The organism is Thomasclavelia ramosa DSM 1402, assembly GCF_014131695.1.
GTDB lineage: Bacteria > Bacillota_I > Bacilli_A > Erysipelotrichales > Coprobacillaceae > Thomasclavelia > Thomasclavelia ramosa.
Map to the genome: position 1 here is coordinate 1,254,273 of NZ_CP036346.1, position 14,479 is coordinate 1,268,751.

Here is a 14,479-nt window from a genome sequence, read left to right on the forward strand (position 1 = left end):
GAATAATGGATAAAATAAAGTATATAATAGGAAAAACTAGGAGGATTAATATGTTTGAATTTATAACGGTTAGAGAACTATATGAAATGTTTTTAAGTAACCAAATGATGGATTTAGAAGGTTACGAATATGTTGAACTTGAGGGATGGGTTCGAACTAATCGTAACAATGGGAAATTGGGATTTATTGCTCTAAATGATGGTACATACTTCAAAAATTTACAAGTTGTATATACAGAAGCAGAAATTTCTAACTATGAAGAAATCGATAAATTATCTACTGGTAGTTCAATTCGAGTAGTTGGAAAATTAAAGTTGACACCTGAAGGAAAACAACCATTTGAAGTTGAAGCAACTGAGATTGAAATCGAAGGTAAATGTGATGAAGATTTTCCATTACAAAAGAAACGTCATTCATTCGAATATATGCGTGAAATACCGCATTTAAGACCTCGTGCGAACACTTTCTATGCAATTTTTAGATTGCGCAGTGTTTTATCAATGGCTATTCATGAATTTTTCCAATCACAAGGGTTTGTTTATGTTCATACACCAATTATCACTGGAAACGATGGTGAAGGGGCCGGAGAAATGTTTAGAGCAACAACTATTGATGGAACTAATTTTGAAGATGATTTCTTTGAAAAAGAGGCTTTCTTAACAGTTACTGGTCAATTACATGTTGAAGCTTTTGCAATGGCTTTTAGAGATGTTTATACATTTGGTCCTGCATTTAGAGCAGAAAACTCTAATACTTCTCGCCATGCTAGTGAATTTTGGATGATTGAACCTGAAATTGCTTTTGCTGATTTAGAGGATGATATGGATTTAATTGAAGATATGGTTAAATATTGTATCGATTACGTTTTAGATAATGCTCCTGCGGAAATGGAATTCTTTGCTTCAATGATTGATAAAGATTGCATCAATCGAATTACTAAAGTTAAAAACAGTGATTTCAAACGGATGACATACACTGAAGCAATTGAAATTTTAGAAAAAGCAGATGTTAAATTTAAAAATAAAGTTTCATGGGGAATGGATTTAAATAGTGAACATGAGCGCTATATTTGTGAACAGGTTGTTAAAGGACCAGTTTTCTTGACAGACTATCCAAAAGAAATCAAGGCTTTCTATATGCGTTTAAATGATGATAATAAAACAGTGGCTGCTTGTGATTTATTGGTTCCAGGAATTGGAGAATTAGTTGGAGGAAGTCAACGTGAAGAAAGATATGATGTTCTTGAAAGAATCATGGATGAAAAAGGAATGTCTAAAGATGGTTTACAATGGTATATGGACTTACGTCGCTATGGTGGCTGTAAACATGCGGGATTCGGTTTAGGATTTGATCGTTTCTTAATGTATTTAACTGGAATGCAAAATATTCGTGATGTTGAACCTTTCCCAAGAACACCAAGAAATTTAAAATTTTAACAAAAAGGCCTATATTTTATATAGGCTTTTGCTTTGAATGGGTTATAATAATAGATAAGGAGGCGATCAAATAATGAATGAGTATGATTTAATAAATGCTTATCTAAATTTAATTTTTGATGATAGCATAACTTATTTTAGTCGCATTCTTGACGAATATCGTGGTTTATGCCAGTTGAGAAAATGGATGCGTAAACGTGGTATTAATTTAAAAGCCATTGAAAATATTGGTTATGATATGTTTTTAGCTTTTAGTAAAGCTAAAAATGCTGAACAAATCATGGAAAAAATGGATCCGACTCATTTAGAAGAATTAAAAGAGTATATTAATACAGAACGTAATAAATATCAGATCGTAGTATTATCAAGTTTTGATTATAGTGAGCCAATTAATGCGTATTTAACCTCAAATCAGATTGTGGATGATTTAGACAGTGATAATATTAGGGTTTTAAATTGTCATAATCTATTAAAAAAAGAAGATTTATCATTTTATGGACCTTTTAAACATTTTGTTACGGCCTTATATCAAATTGATCGCTGGCCTGGATTTTTAATTTTTAAAGGTGATGAGTGTGCATTTGTTCCTATTTATACTACTCAGGACATTGAAGAAGTCATTTTTAAAATTGAACATGATACAATTTTTTCAATTCGATATTTAAGTCCTTATGATAGCTTTTTTGTGCAGCTAAGTGATTTACACCTTGGTAGCAAAAAGAAGAATATCGGTCGTTTGGCACTTGAAGATAGTCTTGATCAAACTGTTAAACAGCTACGTTCTTATTATCCTTTAAAGTTTTTGATTACGGGGGATTTAATGAATTCACCAAATCGAAAAAATATGTATGAGGCATCAGGGTTTATGAAAGGGTTAAAAAATCGTTATAATGCAGATGTTTCCTTTATTTTAGGAAATCATGATGTAATTGTTAATGGTTTTAATATTTTTAAGCGTCAGAAAAGTAAAGTAATCGCCTTTTTGTTAAATGAAAGCATTAAAGTATTTGAAGAAGAAAAGATTGTTTTAATTAAGATTGATTCAACTGTAGAAGGTAATTTAGCGCGTGGTAAAGTTGGAATGAAACAATTAAACAATATTGATGAAGAGCTTGCCGCTATTAAAAATTTAGGAGATTATACAATTGTTGCAATGCTGCATCATCATCTGTTTCCAATTACCCGTGATGATTTTTTAAAGCAAAAATGGCGTGAAAAGATTTTTGTTGGGAAAATTATGGATAGTTCTAAGGCATTAGTAGACAGCCGTGATTTAGTAGAATGGTTAAGAAAACACCAAATTCAGTATGTTTTGCATGGTCATAAACATTTACCATTTTTTAGCAGTCAAGAAGGGATGTATGTGATTGCTGCTGGTTCTTCATGTGGCAGTGGAGCAAAAGAATCAAAGAGTCGATATTTAAGTTATAATGTATTAAAATATGACCATCGTTATAAACGATTTAAATACTGTTTTATCATTTATGATGATATGACGATGCAAGACCGTCAAAGAATAGTTATAAATATTTTTTAGGAGAGAAAAATGAAGTTAGTAGATGGAATGAAAGATGAAAAATTAGGGAGTGCTTTATTGTATTGCTTTACTAAAGGTTATGGAGCTGTACCGATGGATCTTTATAATCTTGTTTTACCATTATTATTTGATGATATTTTTAGAGAAGAGGTAAAGATAAGCAAAGATTTTAGTAGTTGTATTAGGGCTTGTATTCAAAAAAATTCTGAATTTGTTAATCAAATTCTAAATAGTGTTGAAGAATTAGAAGAGGTAACGAGTCGCAGTTTAGGAATTTCTTTATTAAATAAAGATCTTGATTTTCAAATCAATGATGGTGTAATGAGCGGAAATTGTCGACCATCAAAAATTCTTGATTTAAATGAAGCTATTATTTTAGGAAAAATGATACAAGGAAAAGGTTTTGATGAAGTAGTTACAATGATGAAAAGTGATTTTAAGATTGTCTTTTTGGATAGTGAGACACTGGGTAGTGATATTGATGTCAGCAAATTAAATCGATATGGTGATGTAACAATATATCATCAAAGTCAAGTTAGTGAGGTTCCTGAGCGGATTAAAGATGCGAGTGTTGTAATTACTAATAAGCATATATTGAAAGAGGAACAGTTAAAAGATGCTCATAAATTAAAACTTATTTGTGTTACTGCGACAGGTGTTAATAATATTGATCTTGAATATTGTAAGGCTGCCGGTATAACCGTATGCAATGTTAAAGGCTATTCAACAAATGCAGTAGCACAACATACATTCGCTTTATTATTAGATTTATACAATAAAAATCATTATTACCATAATTATGTTGAGAGCGGTAATTATGCATCAAGCTCTATGTTTACCCATTTAGGATACACTTTCCACGAATTGACTGGTAAAACTTGGGGAATCGTTGGAATGGGCGATATTGGCCGTAAAGTTGCTGAAATTGCAACCGCATTTGGCTGTCAGGTTCAATATTATTCTACAAGTGGAAAAAATAACCAGCAAAATTATCAACAGGTTGATTTTGATACATTACTGGAATCAAGTGACATTATTAGTATTCATGCACCTTTAAATAGTCAAACAGAAAATCTTTTTGACCAATCAGTTTTCGCAAAAATGAAGGATTCAGCATATTTAATTAATGTTGGAAGAGGAAAAATTGTAAATGAAGCAGATTTAGTTGAGGCATTAAAAGAACATCGCTTAGCAGGAGCTGGCTTAGATGTTTTTGAAAATGAACCATTCTGTTGCAACAGTCCCTTATTAGAAATCAAAGATGCAACAAAATTAATAATGACACCACATATTGCCTGGGCACCAATTGAAACTCGTAATCGTGTGATTGAAGAGGTTTGTTTAAATATTGAAGGATTTAAAACAAATAATTTACGAAACGTTTGTAATATGTTATAATTTAGTTCTAGTCGTGGTGAAAGATTCGCTTCTTTTATCATATATTGGAGATAGCTTTGCTATTTCCATTTTTTTGATTTATTGATTTTAAAACCTTTTTATAGGATTTAAACTGCATAATAAAAATGCATAAAGTCTTTTCTTTGTTTATAATATAAGTGTAAATAAAGGAGGAACTAAAAATGAAATATGCTGTAGTAGATGGAAAATTAACACATGTAAATAAGGTTCCTAAAGGAACAATTGCAAGAGAATTTGGTTATTCTAATTATCCTGTAATTGCCTGCAAAGGAAAATATCGCTCATATTGGAAATATGTAAGTGTTAATAAAGCAAACTATGCCTAATTCAAACTCTCATCTTTCGATGAGAGTTTGTTTTGATTTAAAAACAATTTATTGCATTTCATGTTTAACTAAGCTAGAATTATTAAGAAATATTAATAGAAGGGTTTAATTTCATGAAAGAAAGAGAAAAATTTTCATCAAGATTAGGTTTTATCTTGATATCAGCAGGGTGCGCGATTGGACTTGGAAATGTATGGCGTTTTCCATATGTTGTTGGTCAATATGGTGGGGCACTATTTGTATTAATTTATTTATTTTTTTTAATTGCTTTAGGAGCACCAATTATGACAATGGAATTTGCAGTCGGACGTGCAAGCCAAAAAAGTGCGGCATTAGCATTTCATTCGCTGGTACCTAAGAGAAAATTTTGGGGTGCAATTGGAAAATTTCAAATGGCTGGAAATTATATGTTGATGATGTTTTATACAACCGTCGGAGGCTGGATGATTGCTTATTTTTTTAAAATGATAAAAGGTGACTTTAACGGTATTACTCCAGCACAAGTTGGAGATATATTTAATAATTCGCTCCAAGATCCATTTATGCAAGTATTCTGGATGATTGTAGTGGTTGTTTTGGGATTTGGAATTTGTTCCTTGGGCCTTCAAAATGGTGTAGAAAAGATTACTAAGATCATGATGAGTTCATTATTAATTATTATTTTGATTTTGGTGATACGTGCTGTTACTTTACCTGGTGGTAGAGACGGTTTGGCGTTTTACTTAATTCCTAATTTAGCGGCAATTAAACAATATGGTCTTTTAGAGATTATTTTTGCTGCAATGGGACAAGCATTTTTCACTTTAAGTTTAGGAATTGGGGCAATTGCTATTTTTGGAAGCTATATTGGCAAAGAACGGCGTTTATTTGGTGAGACAATAAGTGTATGTACTTTAGATACGTTAGTGGCATTATTATCAGGCTTAATTATTTTTCCCGCATGTTTTGCTTTTGGAGTAAATCCTGAAAGTGGACCGGGTCTGGTATTTATTACGTTGCCTAGCATTTTTAATGAAATGTGGTTAGGACAAGTATGGGGATGCTTATTTTTTGTCTTTATGAGTTTCGCAGCTTTATCAACTATAATTGCAGTATTTGAAAATATTATTTCATTTGGGATGGATTTATTTAATTGGAGTCGTAAAAAAGCAGTTGTAGTTAATTTTATTATTATTTTAATTTTATCTTTACCTTGTGCCCTTGGCTTTAATATTCTTAGTGATATTACTCCATTTGGTATCGGAACAACAATTCAAGATCTTGAAGATTTCTTGGTTACATATAATTTCCTGCCACTTGGTTCATTAGCGTATTTGTTATTTTGCACATGTCGTTATGGCTGGGGATTTGATGGTTTTCTCCAAGAAGCTAATACAGGAACAGGAATTAAATTCCCAAAATGGACAAAAAATTATTTAAAATTTATTCTTCCTTGTGTGATTATTTTTATATTTATTCAAGGATATTATACGTTTTTCATTAAATAATTGTTTGATAAAAGGTGTTGCTTTAAGTAACACCTTTTATGCAAGTTATTTGTTGAATTTTGATAATATTTGATTGTTCTAACCGATAAAGAGTAAATATGCAATAGTTGCAAGAAGGCAAGCAATCGCATCAAGCCAAAGACCTAATTTTAAGGCGTATCGATTATTTTGAAGTTTTATACTGCCAAAATACAAGGTTACAACATAAAATGTAGTATCGCTGCCTGTCTGAATAATGGAGCCAAGAATGCTATAAGGATGATCAACCCCATACTTTAAAAAGATATTATTTAAAATAGTTAGTGATCCATTTGAAGAAAATGGTCTAACAATCATCATCATAAAGATATCAATAGGAATATTCAAAATAGCAAAAATACTCTTAAAACCGATTTCTAGTAGTTCAATTAGGCCGCAATACTGAAAACATGTGACCCATAGTGTAAAAGCCATCATTGTTGGAAATAAAGTAATTAGGAGTTTACTGCCTTCCTTTACCCCTTCGATAAATTCATTAAAAATATCAACGTGTTTAAAACTTGCTTCGACTAGAGCTATTAAAATGATAATTAAGATTACACTATCCATAATGTTCAATCACCTTACTTGCAATAATACCGACGATTGTAATGACGAAACCAATAGTAAGACTATAGCCAAAGAAGCCAAGGATGTCGTGGCTGCCATAACTTTGTCTTAACGTCATCATTGTTGTAGGAATGATTGAAAGGCCAGTAGTGTTTAAAATAACTAAAAGCATCATTTCTTTGCATGGAGTCTTTGGATCACGTTGGTATTTTGTCAGAGATTGCATTGCTTTTAAACCACTAATAGAAGCCAAAGAACCAACTCCTAATAAATTAGCAATAAAATTAGTTGAGAGATATAGATAAACTTGATCATCTTCGACCGTATTACCATAGATAAGTTTTAAAATCGGCTTAAGTAAAAACGATAATTGTTTAATAAGTCCCGAAGCTTTAATAATATTTAAAAATCCATTCCAAAGACAAGCACTTAAAACGATTACTTTGATTAAGTCAAAAACTTGTTGTGGTGAACTTAAAATTGCTTCAAACATTTTATTTTGATTATTAGTGCAAAAAGCAATTATCACAAAGAAAATTAAACCAAATTTAAAAACTTTAGCCATAGAATAAATCCTTCAGGACCATTTTGAAACCTAAAAAGTAATTGTATGGAACAACTTTTTGTTTAGCAATTGGCTGGTTATTTAATAAAATTACAATTTCATTATTATTTAATGAAACTTCAACTTTATCAGTTGGTTTTTTATTAACATAGACATCAAAGTCTAAATAGTACTGTTGTTGTTTAAATTCAACGATACCTTTTGAGAATATTTTAGTTGCTTTTAAATTAGCATAACATTCTTCAAATTTCTTTTGATGAAATTCAAAATCATTTCCACAATTAAAAGTAACAATAATTAAATCAAGATCATCTTTACGAGCCATGGTAATTAGGGTTCGTCGTGCTTTTTTGGTAAAACCAGTTTTTCCACCAATACAATATTCATAGTTGGTTAATAATTTATTTTTGTTATGCCAAGTCCCATTACCGTCTTCGCGTTTGTATTCTTTAGTACTGACAATTTCATTAAAAATTGGATTTTGATGGCAATAGGCCATTAATCGTGCCATATCATAAACAGTGGATTGATTCCCGTTATCTTCTTCATCTAAACCTGTTGGATTAGAAAAAGTTGTGCTATGCAACTGAAGTTCTTTTGCTTTGTCATTCATCATATCAACAAATTTTGGAATTTCTTTACCAACTGCTTTAGCAATCATTACAGCAGCATCGTTGCCACTTCTAAGCATCAAACCATATAGTAAGTCACGTAGACTGATTTTATCACCTATATGTATATAGACACCACTTCCCCAGGCTTTATTTATTGTATCATCAACTGTAATGATAGTATCAAGTTCCATGTTTTCAATCGCAATAATACAGGTCATAATTTTTGAAATTGAAGCAACGCTCTGAATGTAATCTTGATTACTGCCTTCGATTACGATTTGATGACTAGCTTCCATGACAATATAACTTTTTCCTTGGAAGGGTACAGCACTGACGTTTGTATTTACTAGTGTCATCATTAAACTTATAATTAATCCTAATTTCATTTTCTTCACCCCTTTAAACATATGTTGAACTTGGAAAAATAGAAGTTTTAGAGTAGAAAATAAAACTGTCAAAATATCCTAATATTTGTAATTATAATATTAATTGTATTAAATCCAGGTAAGATATATAACTATAAGCATTGAATTTGTTTCAATAACCCAAAATTTAATATTAGTCTTTGTGGCATGAGGAGAATCCCTACCGATGGTTACAGTTCATGACCCATATTTTATAATATGGCTGAGTTAGTAAAATTCTAATATCGACGGTTAAAGTTCAGATGAGAAAAGACATTTTCTAGAATTCTATCGAAGGCATTTTATTATGTTTTCGGTTTTTTATTTTAGGAGGAAGAAAGTTGAAAAGAGGAAAGACAAGGTAATTAGTGTTGAACGCAATTTTAGGGGCATTATAGGCGATGCTGATGGTATTTTGATTCCCATTACCTTTAATACCACCATTTTTATATTTTGATACAGCTTATGTTTACAGGTGAATTACAAAGTTTTATGGTTAAGTATTGCTTTGGTTTAACCAGCAGCCTTGATCTATCGTTATGATAAAACTAAAATTGTTACTTTTAAAGGAACGTGGGTTGAAATTATTATTAATGTAGGAGTTGTTCTCTTTAATTTAATTAAAAGTATTATTGTATATTTGATTACATTATTGGTATATAAAAAACTAAGTACTATAATTCATCATCATACAGGTGACTAAAAGAAAAGAGAGGTGATTTTTGAAGATGGAGCTGTTTTATTTTTTAAAAAATTAGGAAATTGGAAAATTATGTATTAGCGACTAGTGTAGATGATTATGTAACGGTTCGTAATATTAGTTGTTTATTTTAAAACAGATAAAAATTTTAGAAAAACTCAACAATTATTTAAAAATCCTCAAGTTGCATTATGCAATGGAAGAATTCAAATAGAAGGGCTGACGAAAAATATAGGCTTAGTGATTGAAAAACTGGGACGTAAATTTGAGCAGTTATATCGTCAGTATTTATGACAAAATTACAATGCGTATAGTTATGAAAAACAGAGATTTTAATTGAGGCTACACCTAAGTTCGTTGAAATTTGGGATGAAAATGAAAATCATTTTACTTTTCAAACTTTTATTGATTTTGAATAAAAACAGTTACAATAAAAAATGTGATTAAAGGCTAAAAAAACAAATAATCCCTTGTCGTTCGACAAGGGATTATATCATTAAATTTTAGACTTTATTTATATTCTTCAATTAGTCGTTCCAAATAATCTTTATATTTAGAATCATTGGCATTAAGTTTATCAGAACTATTGGTATATTTTTTTACTGCGGTTGTAGCTCTAGTGATTGGTAATAAAGTTCCAGCTCCAGCAACACAACCACCGGGACAAGCCATACCTTCAAGTAGATAACCGTCATATTTACCACTTTTTGCTAATTTAAGCATTTTTTTACAATTTGCTAATCCTTCTGCTGATTCCACTAATACTTCACGTTCAGGCTCTTTAGCTTTAATACAATTTACGACTGCTTTAGCAACCCCACCGCTAACGGCAAAACCGCGACCATCACTACTAGCCTGAGTAAATGGATCAGCTTCATCTGGTTTTAAAGAAGCAAAATCAATGCCTTTAGCTTCAAACATTGCGCCAATTTCTTCAAATGTTAAAACAAAATCAACCTCACTTCGTACTGATTTTCTAGAAGCTTCTAGTTTTTTTGCTGCACATGGCCCTACAAAAACAACTCGGCTATTAGGATGTTTTTCTTTTATCAAACGAGCGGTTAATACCATTGGTGTTAAAGCCATTGATATATAAGATTTAAATTCCGGGAATTCTTTTTTGGCCATCATTGACCAAGAAGGACAACATGATGTTGCCATAAACGGTTGCTGAGCAGGTACTTTTTCTAAAAAGTCCTTTGCTTCATCAATTGTACATAAATCAGCCCCAATGGCAACCTCAACCACATCCTTAAAACCTAATTGCTGCATTGCTTTTTTTAAAACTTCTGGTGTGACTTTAGGACCAAATTGTCCAATAAATGCAGGAGCTACTGCTGCAATAATTTCATCGCCGGCCTTAATTGCTTGAATTAATTGGAAAATTTGACTTTTATCAGCAATGGCCCCAAAGGGACAGCTAACTAAGCACATTCCACAAGAGACGCATTTATCATAATTAATGTGGGCATTACCATATTCATCAGTTTCAATAGCATCCATTCCACAAGCCTTAGCACATGGTCTTTCTCTTTTTAAAATTGCATCATATGGACAATTAGTTTTACAAAGACCACATTTAATACATTTATCTTGATCAATATATGCTTTCCCGTCTTTAAAGCTGATTGCATTTTTAGGACAAACTTCGATACATGGGTGCGCTAAACAGGCCTGGCAGCCACTACTGACCTCAAATTTCTTTTCTGGACATTTATTACAGGCAAATTTAATAATGTTGATTAATGGTGGTTCGTAATATTTGTCGGCAATAATACTTTCTTCAATCCCTTTAGATATTGGTGCTGGTTCATCAATAGGGCGCAATGATAATCCCATCGTTAAACGAATTCTTTCACCGACAATAGCCCGTTCCAAAAAAATACTGTCACGATAAGTTGCGACTTCTCCAGGAATTACTTTATAGGGTAAATTTTCGATACGACTATAATCATTCCCCTCATAGGCTAACTTTGCAACTTCAACAAAAACTTTACGTCGAATTTTAGTTAATGATGAATAAATTCCTCTCATAGTGTTTCCTCCATATTATTTATAACTATATTTTACTCCAAAGTGCAAGTTTATAAAAGTGAACTGTAGGATATTTATATAAAAATAAGTTATTCGTAAGATAATTGGTTGCTTTTAATTGACAATTCAGTATAATGATTACGAAGTAGGTGAAAAGACATGGAAAGATTACAAAAAGCAATTGCGGCAAGTGGTTATACTTCGCGAAGAAAAGCGGAAGACTTGATCGTTCAAGGAAAAGTTGAAGTAAATGGCAAAGTCGTTACTGAATTAGGAACCAAAGTAAAACAGGGAGATTTAATTACAGTTGAAGGAAAGCCGTTGGTTGGTGAAAATAAAGTATATTATGTTTTTTATAAACCTAAAGGGTGTGTTTGTACTTTAGATGATGAATTTGACCGACCTATTATTACAGATTATTTTACTGAAGTTAAAGAAAGAATTTATCCAGTTGGAAGACTAGATTTTGATACAACGGGATTAATTATTATGTCTAATGATGGAGAATTTGCTAATATGATTATGCATCCTCGTTCACATTTAGAAAAAATTTATGAAGTATCTATTAAAGGTTTAATTACTGGACCAACTTTAAATAAACTGGAAAAGGGTGTTTATTTAGAAGGGGTTAAAACTTTACCATGTAAGATTAAAGTCGTTGACAAAGATACCGAACATAAAACCACAATGCTGAAAATAAAGTTAGTAGAAGGTAAAAACCGACAAGTTAAGAAAATGTTTGAGAGTGTAGGACATCCGGTTAAAAGATTGCATCGTGTAAGTATTGGTGGAATTAATTTAAAAGGGCTAACACCAGGAAGATATCGTATTTTAAAACCGCAAGAAGTAAAAGATCTAAAAAAATTAGTTAATACGGATAAGTAGATCACTTATCCGTATTTATTTTGACAATTATTTTAATTTGTTTGGTGCATACTGTATTTTGGGTGATGAAAATGAGAATACAAATAGTTGAACCACAAAATAAAATTGAATGTGGAATATGCAAAGCCGAGGGTGATTGGATCAAACGAATAAATGTACGGGGGATTCAAGCTTTATATTGTATCAAGTGTGACACAGTGACAATGTTTAATAAGATGCCATCAAAGTTTGTTTATAAGGCATTAAAAAAAGAAACCGAAAATATTCGGATGGCTTATAATTTAAAACAAGACGAAAAAGTTAAATAAACAAATTAGTTGACTTTAATCAATAAATGAGTAGAATTAGTATAGTAAATAGATGCGATGATTTAGGATATGTCTAGATAATACTTTGATTCAGAGAAAAGACGGGTGGTGCAAGTCTTGATAAGGTTATTTAGGTACTCCCTAATATGCAACACTCGAAAGAGAATGTCGGTAGTGCGTTATAGCTTTGAGGTTATTTCGATAACAAATTAAGGTGGTACCACGATACTCTCGTCCTTTGGATGAGAGTTTTTTTATTAAAAAACAGTAAAGGAGAAAAATAATGATTGATTTTAAAGAAGACGAAAAACTAAGTGTATTAAATCACTCTTGTGCTCATGTAATGGCACAAGCAATTAAACATCTTTATCCTCAAGCTAAATTTTGGGTTGGTCCAGTTGTTAGTGAAGGATTCTATTATGATGTTGATTTAGGAAATGATGTAATCAAAGATGAGGATATTCCTAAAATCGAAAAAGAAATGAAAAAGATTTGTAAAGATGGCAAACGTATTACTCGCCAAGAAATTTCTAAAGAAGAAGCCTTAGAAATGTTCAAAGATGATGAATATAAAATAGATTTGATCAATAATTTTGAAAATGATACAACTATTAGTTGTTATCGTCAAGGAGATTTTGTTGATTTATGTAGAGGTCCGCATGTTGAAACAGTTAAAGCTTGTAAGAACTTTAAATTGACTAAACATTCAGGTGCGTATTGGAAGGGTGACAAAGAAAATAAGGTACTACAAAGAATTTATGGTGTTTGTTTTGAAACTTCTGAAGACTTAGCTAAACATCTTGAATTATTGGAAGAGGCAAAACGGCGGGATCATAAGAAGCTAGGTAAAGAACTAGGATTATTTATGATGAGTGAATACGCTCCTGGGATGCCATTTTTCTTACCGAAAGGAATGATTTTAAGAAATACTTTAGAACAATTCTGGTACGAAGAACATGCTAAAGAAGGATATGAATTCATTAAAACACCAATTATGATGTCACGTGAATTATGGGAAACTAGTGGTCATTGGGAAAATTATAAAGAAGATATGTATACTAGTATGGTTGATGACCGTGAATTTGCAATTAAGCCTATGAACTGTCCAGGAAGTTTGTTAGTATATAAAAATTCCTTACATTCATACAAAGATTTACCATTAAGAATGGGTGAACTAGGTCAAGTTCATCGCCATGAAGCTAGTGGAGCCTTGAATGGTTTATTTAGAGTACGTACTTTTACTCAAGATGATGCACATATCTATATGACACCTGATCAAATTGAAGGTGAAATTATAAGGTTGATTAATTTCATTGATCGTGTTTATGGAAGCTTAAATTTAAGTTATGAAATTGAATTATCTACCCGTCCCGAGAAGAAATATATTGGTGATTTAGCAATCTGGGAAAAAAGTGAAGCTGCTTTAGCTGCCGCTTGTAAAGCAGCAGGTAAGGATTATAAAGTAAATCCTGGAGATGGTGCTTTCTATGGACCAAAACTCGATTTCCATGTTAAAGATTCATTAGGGAGAGTTTGGCAATGCGGAACAATTCAATTAGACATGAATTTACCAGAGAGATTCGATATTACTTATATTGATGATAAAGGTGAAAAAGTTCGTCCAGTTATGCTGCATCGTGTTATCTTTGGATCGATTGAAAGATTTATTGGAATTTTAATTGAGCATTTTGCTGGTGTGTTCCCATTATGGTTGGCACCTGTTCAAGTTAAAGTATTGCCGGTTAATAATGAGTATCATTTAGACTATGCTAAAGAAGTAACTGAGTTATTAAAGGATAAAGGCTTTAAAGTTGAACTAGATGCTCGTGAAGAAAAATTGGGTTATCGAATTCGTGAGGGACAAATGGAAAAGGTACCTTATTTATTAGTATTAGGTAATAATGAACGTGATGAAAAAACTGTTACATATCGTAAACATGGAGAGCAAAAACAAATTACTGTTCCATTTGATGATTTTGTCGCAATGCTAAATCAGCAGATTGTTGATAAAAAATAGTAAACACTTAGCAAATTAAATTTGCTAAGTGTTCTTTTTGGTTTGATAAACTTCTATTTTATAGATGCGTAATTAAAATTATTAGAATAAATTTACATTATTTATATTTCGAAGAAAGATATAGATGTGATATAATTAAAATATTGAAAAGAGGGATAA

At 31.4% G+C, this 14,479-nt stretch carries 12 protein-coding genes and 1 riboswitch; of the genes, 8 read left to right on the forward strand and 4 right to left on the reverse strand.

All coding sequences use genetic code 11. The annotated features are described in order from the left end of the window. Positions 1-50: 50 nt before the first annotated feature. The 5 genes from asnS (at position 51) to EYR00_RS05995 (ending at position 6,205) form a co-directional block, all read left to right on the forward strand. Positions 51-1,436 (forward strand): asparagine--tRNA ligase, encoded by a 1,386-nt coding sequence (asnS, locus tag EYR00_RS05975; RefSeq protein ID WP_008792993.1) that lies wholly within the window; start codon positions 51-53, stop codon positions 1,434-1,436. Positions 1,437-1,509: 73 nt separating this feature from the next. Then, entirely contained in the window at positions 1,510-2,973 is a 1,464-nt protein-coding gene (locus EYR00_RS05980; RefSeq protein WP_003537920.1) for a metallophosphoesterase family protein, read from the forward strand. A 9-nt stretch (positions 2,974-2,982) separates the two neighbouring features. Continuing rightward, positions 2,983-4,371, forward strand: coding sequence for a D-2-hydroxyacid dehydrogenase (locus EYR00_RS05985; RefSeq protein ID WP_003537921.1), 1,389 nt, complete (start codon positions 2,983-2,985; stop codon positions 4,369-4,371). Positions 4,372-4,553: 182 nt separating this feature from the next. After that, positions 4,554-4,718, forward strand: a complete 165-nt coding sequence (locus EYR00_RS05990; RefSeq protein ID WP_003537922.1) for a hypothetical protein — start codon at positions 4,554-4,556, stop codon at positions 4,716-4,718. A 113-nt stretch (positions 4,719-4,831) separates the two neighbouring features. After that, positions 4,832-6,205, forward strand: a complete 1,374-nt coding sequence (locus EYR00_RS05995; protein WP_003537923.1) for a sodium-dependent transporter — start codon at positions 4,832-4,834, stop codon at positions 6,203-6,205. Between the two features lie 78 nt (positions 6,206-6,283). Here EYR00_RS05995 and EYR00_RS06000 read toward each other — a convergent pair whose 3' ends face one another. The 4 genes from EYR00_RS06000 to EYR00_RS06015 form a co-directional block, all read right to left on the reverse strand. Continuing rightward, complete coding sequence (locus EYR00_RS06000) at positions 6,284-6,793, reverse strand: hypothetical protein (RefSeq protein WP_003537924.1); 510 nt, start codon at positions 6,791-6,793, stop codon at positions 6,284-6,286. Next, a complete protein-coding gene (locus EYR00_RS06005; protein WP_003537927.1) occupies positions 6,786-7,358 on the reverse strand; it encodes a nucleoside recognition domain-containing protein in 573 nt (190 codons plus the stop codon). Before EYR00_RS06005 ends, EYR00_RS06000 begins: the two co-directional genes overlap by 8 nt. Then, positions 7,351-8,358, reverse strand: a complete 1,008-nt coding sequence (locus EYR00_RS06010) for a D-alanyl-D-alanine carboxypeptidase family protein (protein WP_008792996.1) — start codon at positions 8,356-8,358, stop codon at positions 7,351-7,353. The genes EYR00_RS06005 and EYR00_RS06010 overlap by 8 nt, the downstream gene beginning before the upstream one ends. A gap of 171 nt (positions 8,359-8,529) precedes the next feature. Continuing rightward, positions 8,530-8,655: riboswitch (FMN riboswitch) on the forward strand. 931 nt (positions 8,656-9,586) lie between these two features. Continuing rightward, positions 9,587-11,110, reverse strand: coding sequence for a 4Fe-4S dicluster domain-containing protein (locus EYR00_RS06015; RefSeq protein ID WP_003537932.1), 1,524 nt, complete (start codon positions 11,108-11,110; stop codon positions 9,587-9,589). 159 nt (positions 11,111-11,269) lie between these two features. On the opposite strand from EYR00_RS06015, the gene EYR00_RS06020 reads away from it, so the two are divergent. The 3 genes from EYR00_RS06020 (at position 11,270) to thrS (ending at position 14,320) form a co-directional block, all read left to right on the forward strand. Next, positions 11,270-11,995 carry a pseudouridine synthase gene (locus EYR00_RS06020; protein WP_003537934.1) on the forward strand — a complete coding sequence of 242 codons (726 nt, stop codon included), beginning with the start codon at positions 11,270-11,272 and terminating at the stop codon, positions 11,993-11,995. A 71-nt stretch (positions 11,996-12,066) separates the two neighbouring features. Further along, positions 12,067-12,303: a hypothetical protein gene (locus tag EYR00_RS06025; RefSeq protein ID WP_224209093.1), complete on the forward strand. Its 237-nt coding sequence runs from the start codon at positions 12,067-12,069 to the stop codon at positions 12,301-12,303. A gap of 283 nt (positions 12,304-12,586) precedes the next feature. Next, entirely contained in the window at positions 12,587-14,320 is a 1,734-nt protein-coding gene (gene thrS, locus EYR00_RS06030) for a threonine--tRNA ligase (protein WP_003537936.1), read from the forward strand. The last annotated feature ends 159 nt before the right edge of the window (positions 14,321-14,479 follow it).

Coding starts and splice junctions, on each gene's coding strand:
- asnS (WP_008792993.1), top strand. CDS start 51: ATGTTTGAATTTATAACGGTTAGAGAACTATATGAAATGTTTTTAAGT.
- EYR00_RS05980 (WP_003537920.1), top strand. CDS start 1,510: ATGAATGAGTATGATTTAATAAATGCTTATCTAAATTTAATTTTTGAT.
- EYR00_RS05985 (WP_003537921.1), top strand. CDS start 2,983: ATGAAGTTAGTAGATGGAATGAAAGATGAAAAATTAGGGAGTGCTTTA.
- EYR00_RS05990 (WP_003537922.1), top strand. CDS start 4,554: ATGAAATATGCTGTAGTAGATGGAAAATTAACACATGTAAATAAGGTT.
- EYR00_RS05995 (WP_003537923.1), top strand. CDS start 4,832: ATGAAAGAAAGAGAAAAATTTTCATCAAGATTAGGTTTTATCTTGATA.
- EYR00_RS06000 (WP_003537924.1), bottom strand. CDS start 6,793: ATGGATAGTGTAATCTTAATTATCATTTTAATAGCTCTAGTCGAAGCA.
- EYR00_RS06005 (WP_003537927.1), bottom strand. CDS start 7,358: ATGGCTAAAGTTTTTAAATTTGGTTTAATTTTCTTTGTGATAATTGCT.
- EYR00_RS06010 (WP_008792996.1), bottom strand. CDS start 8,358: ATGAAATTAGGATTAATTATAAGTTTAATGATGACACTAGTAAATACA.
- EYR00_RS06015 (WP_003537932.1), bottom strand. CDS start 11,110: ATGAGAGGAATTTATTCATCATTAACTAAAATTCGACGTAAAGTTTTT.
- EYR00_RS06020 (WP_003537934.1), top strand. CDS start 11,270: ATGGAAAGATTACAAAAAGCAATTGCGGCAAGTGGTTATACTTCGCGA.
- EYR00_RS06025 (WP_224209093.1), top strand. CDS start 12,067: ATGAGAATACAAATAGTTGAACCACAAAATAAAATTGAATGTGGAATA.
- thrS (WP_003537936.1), top strand. CDS start 12,587: ATGATTGATTTTAAAGAAGACGAAAAACTAAGTGTATTAAATCACTCT.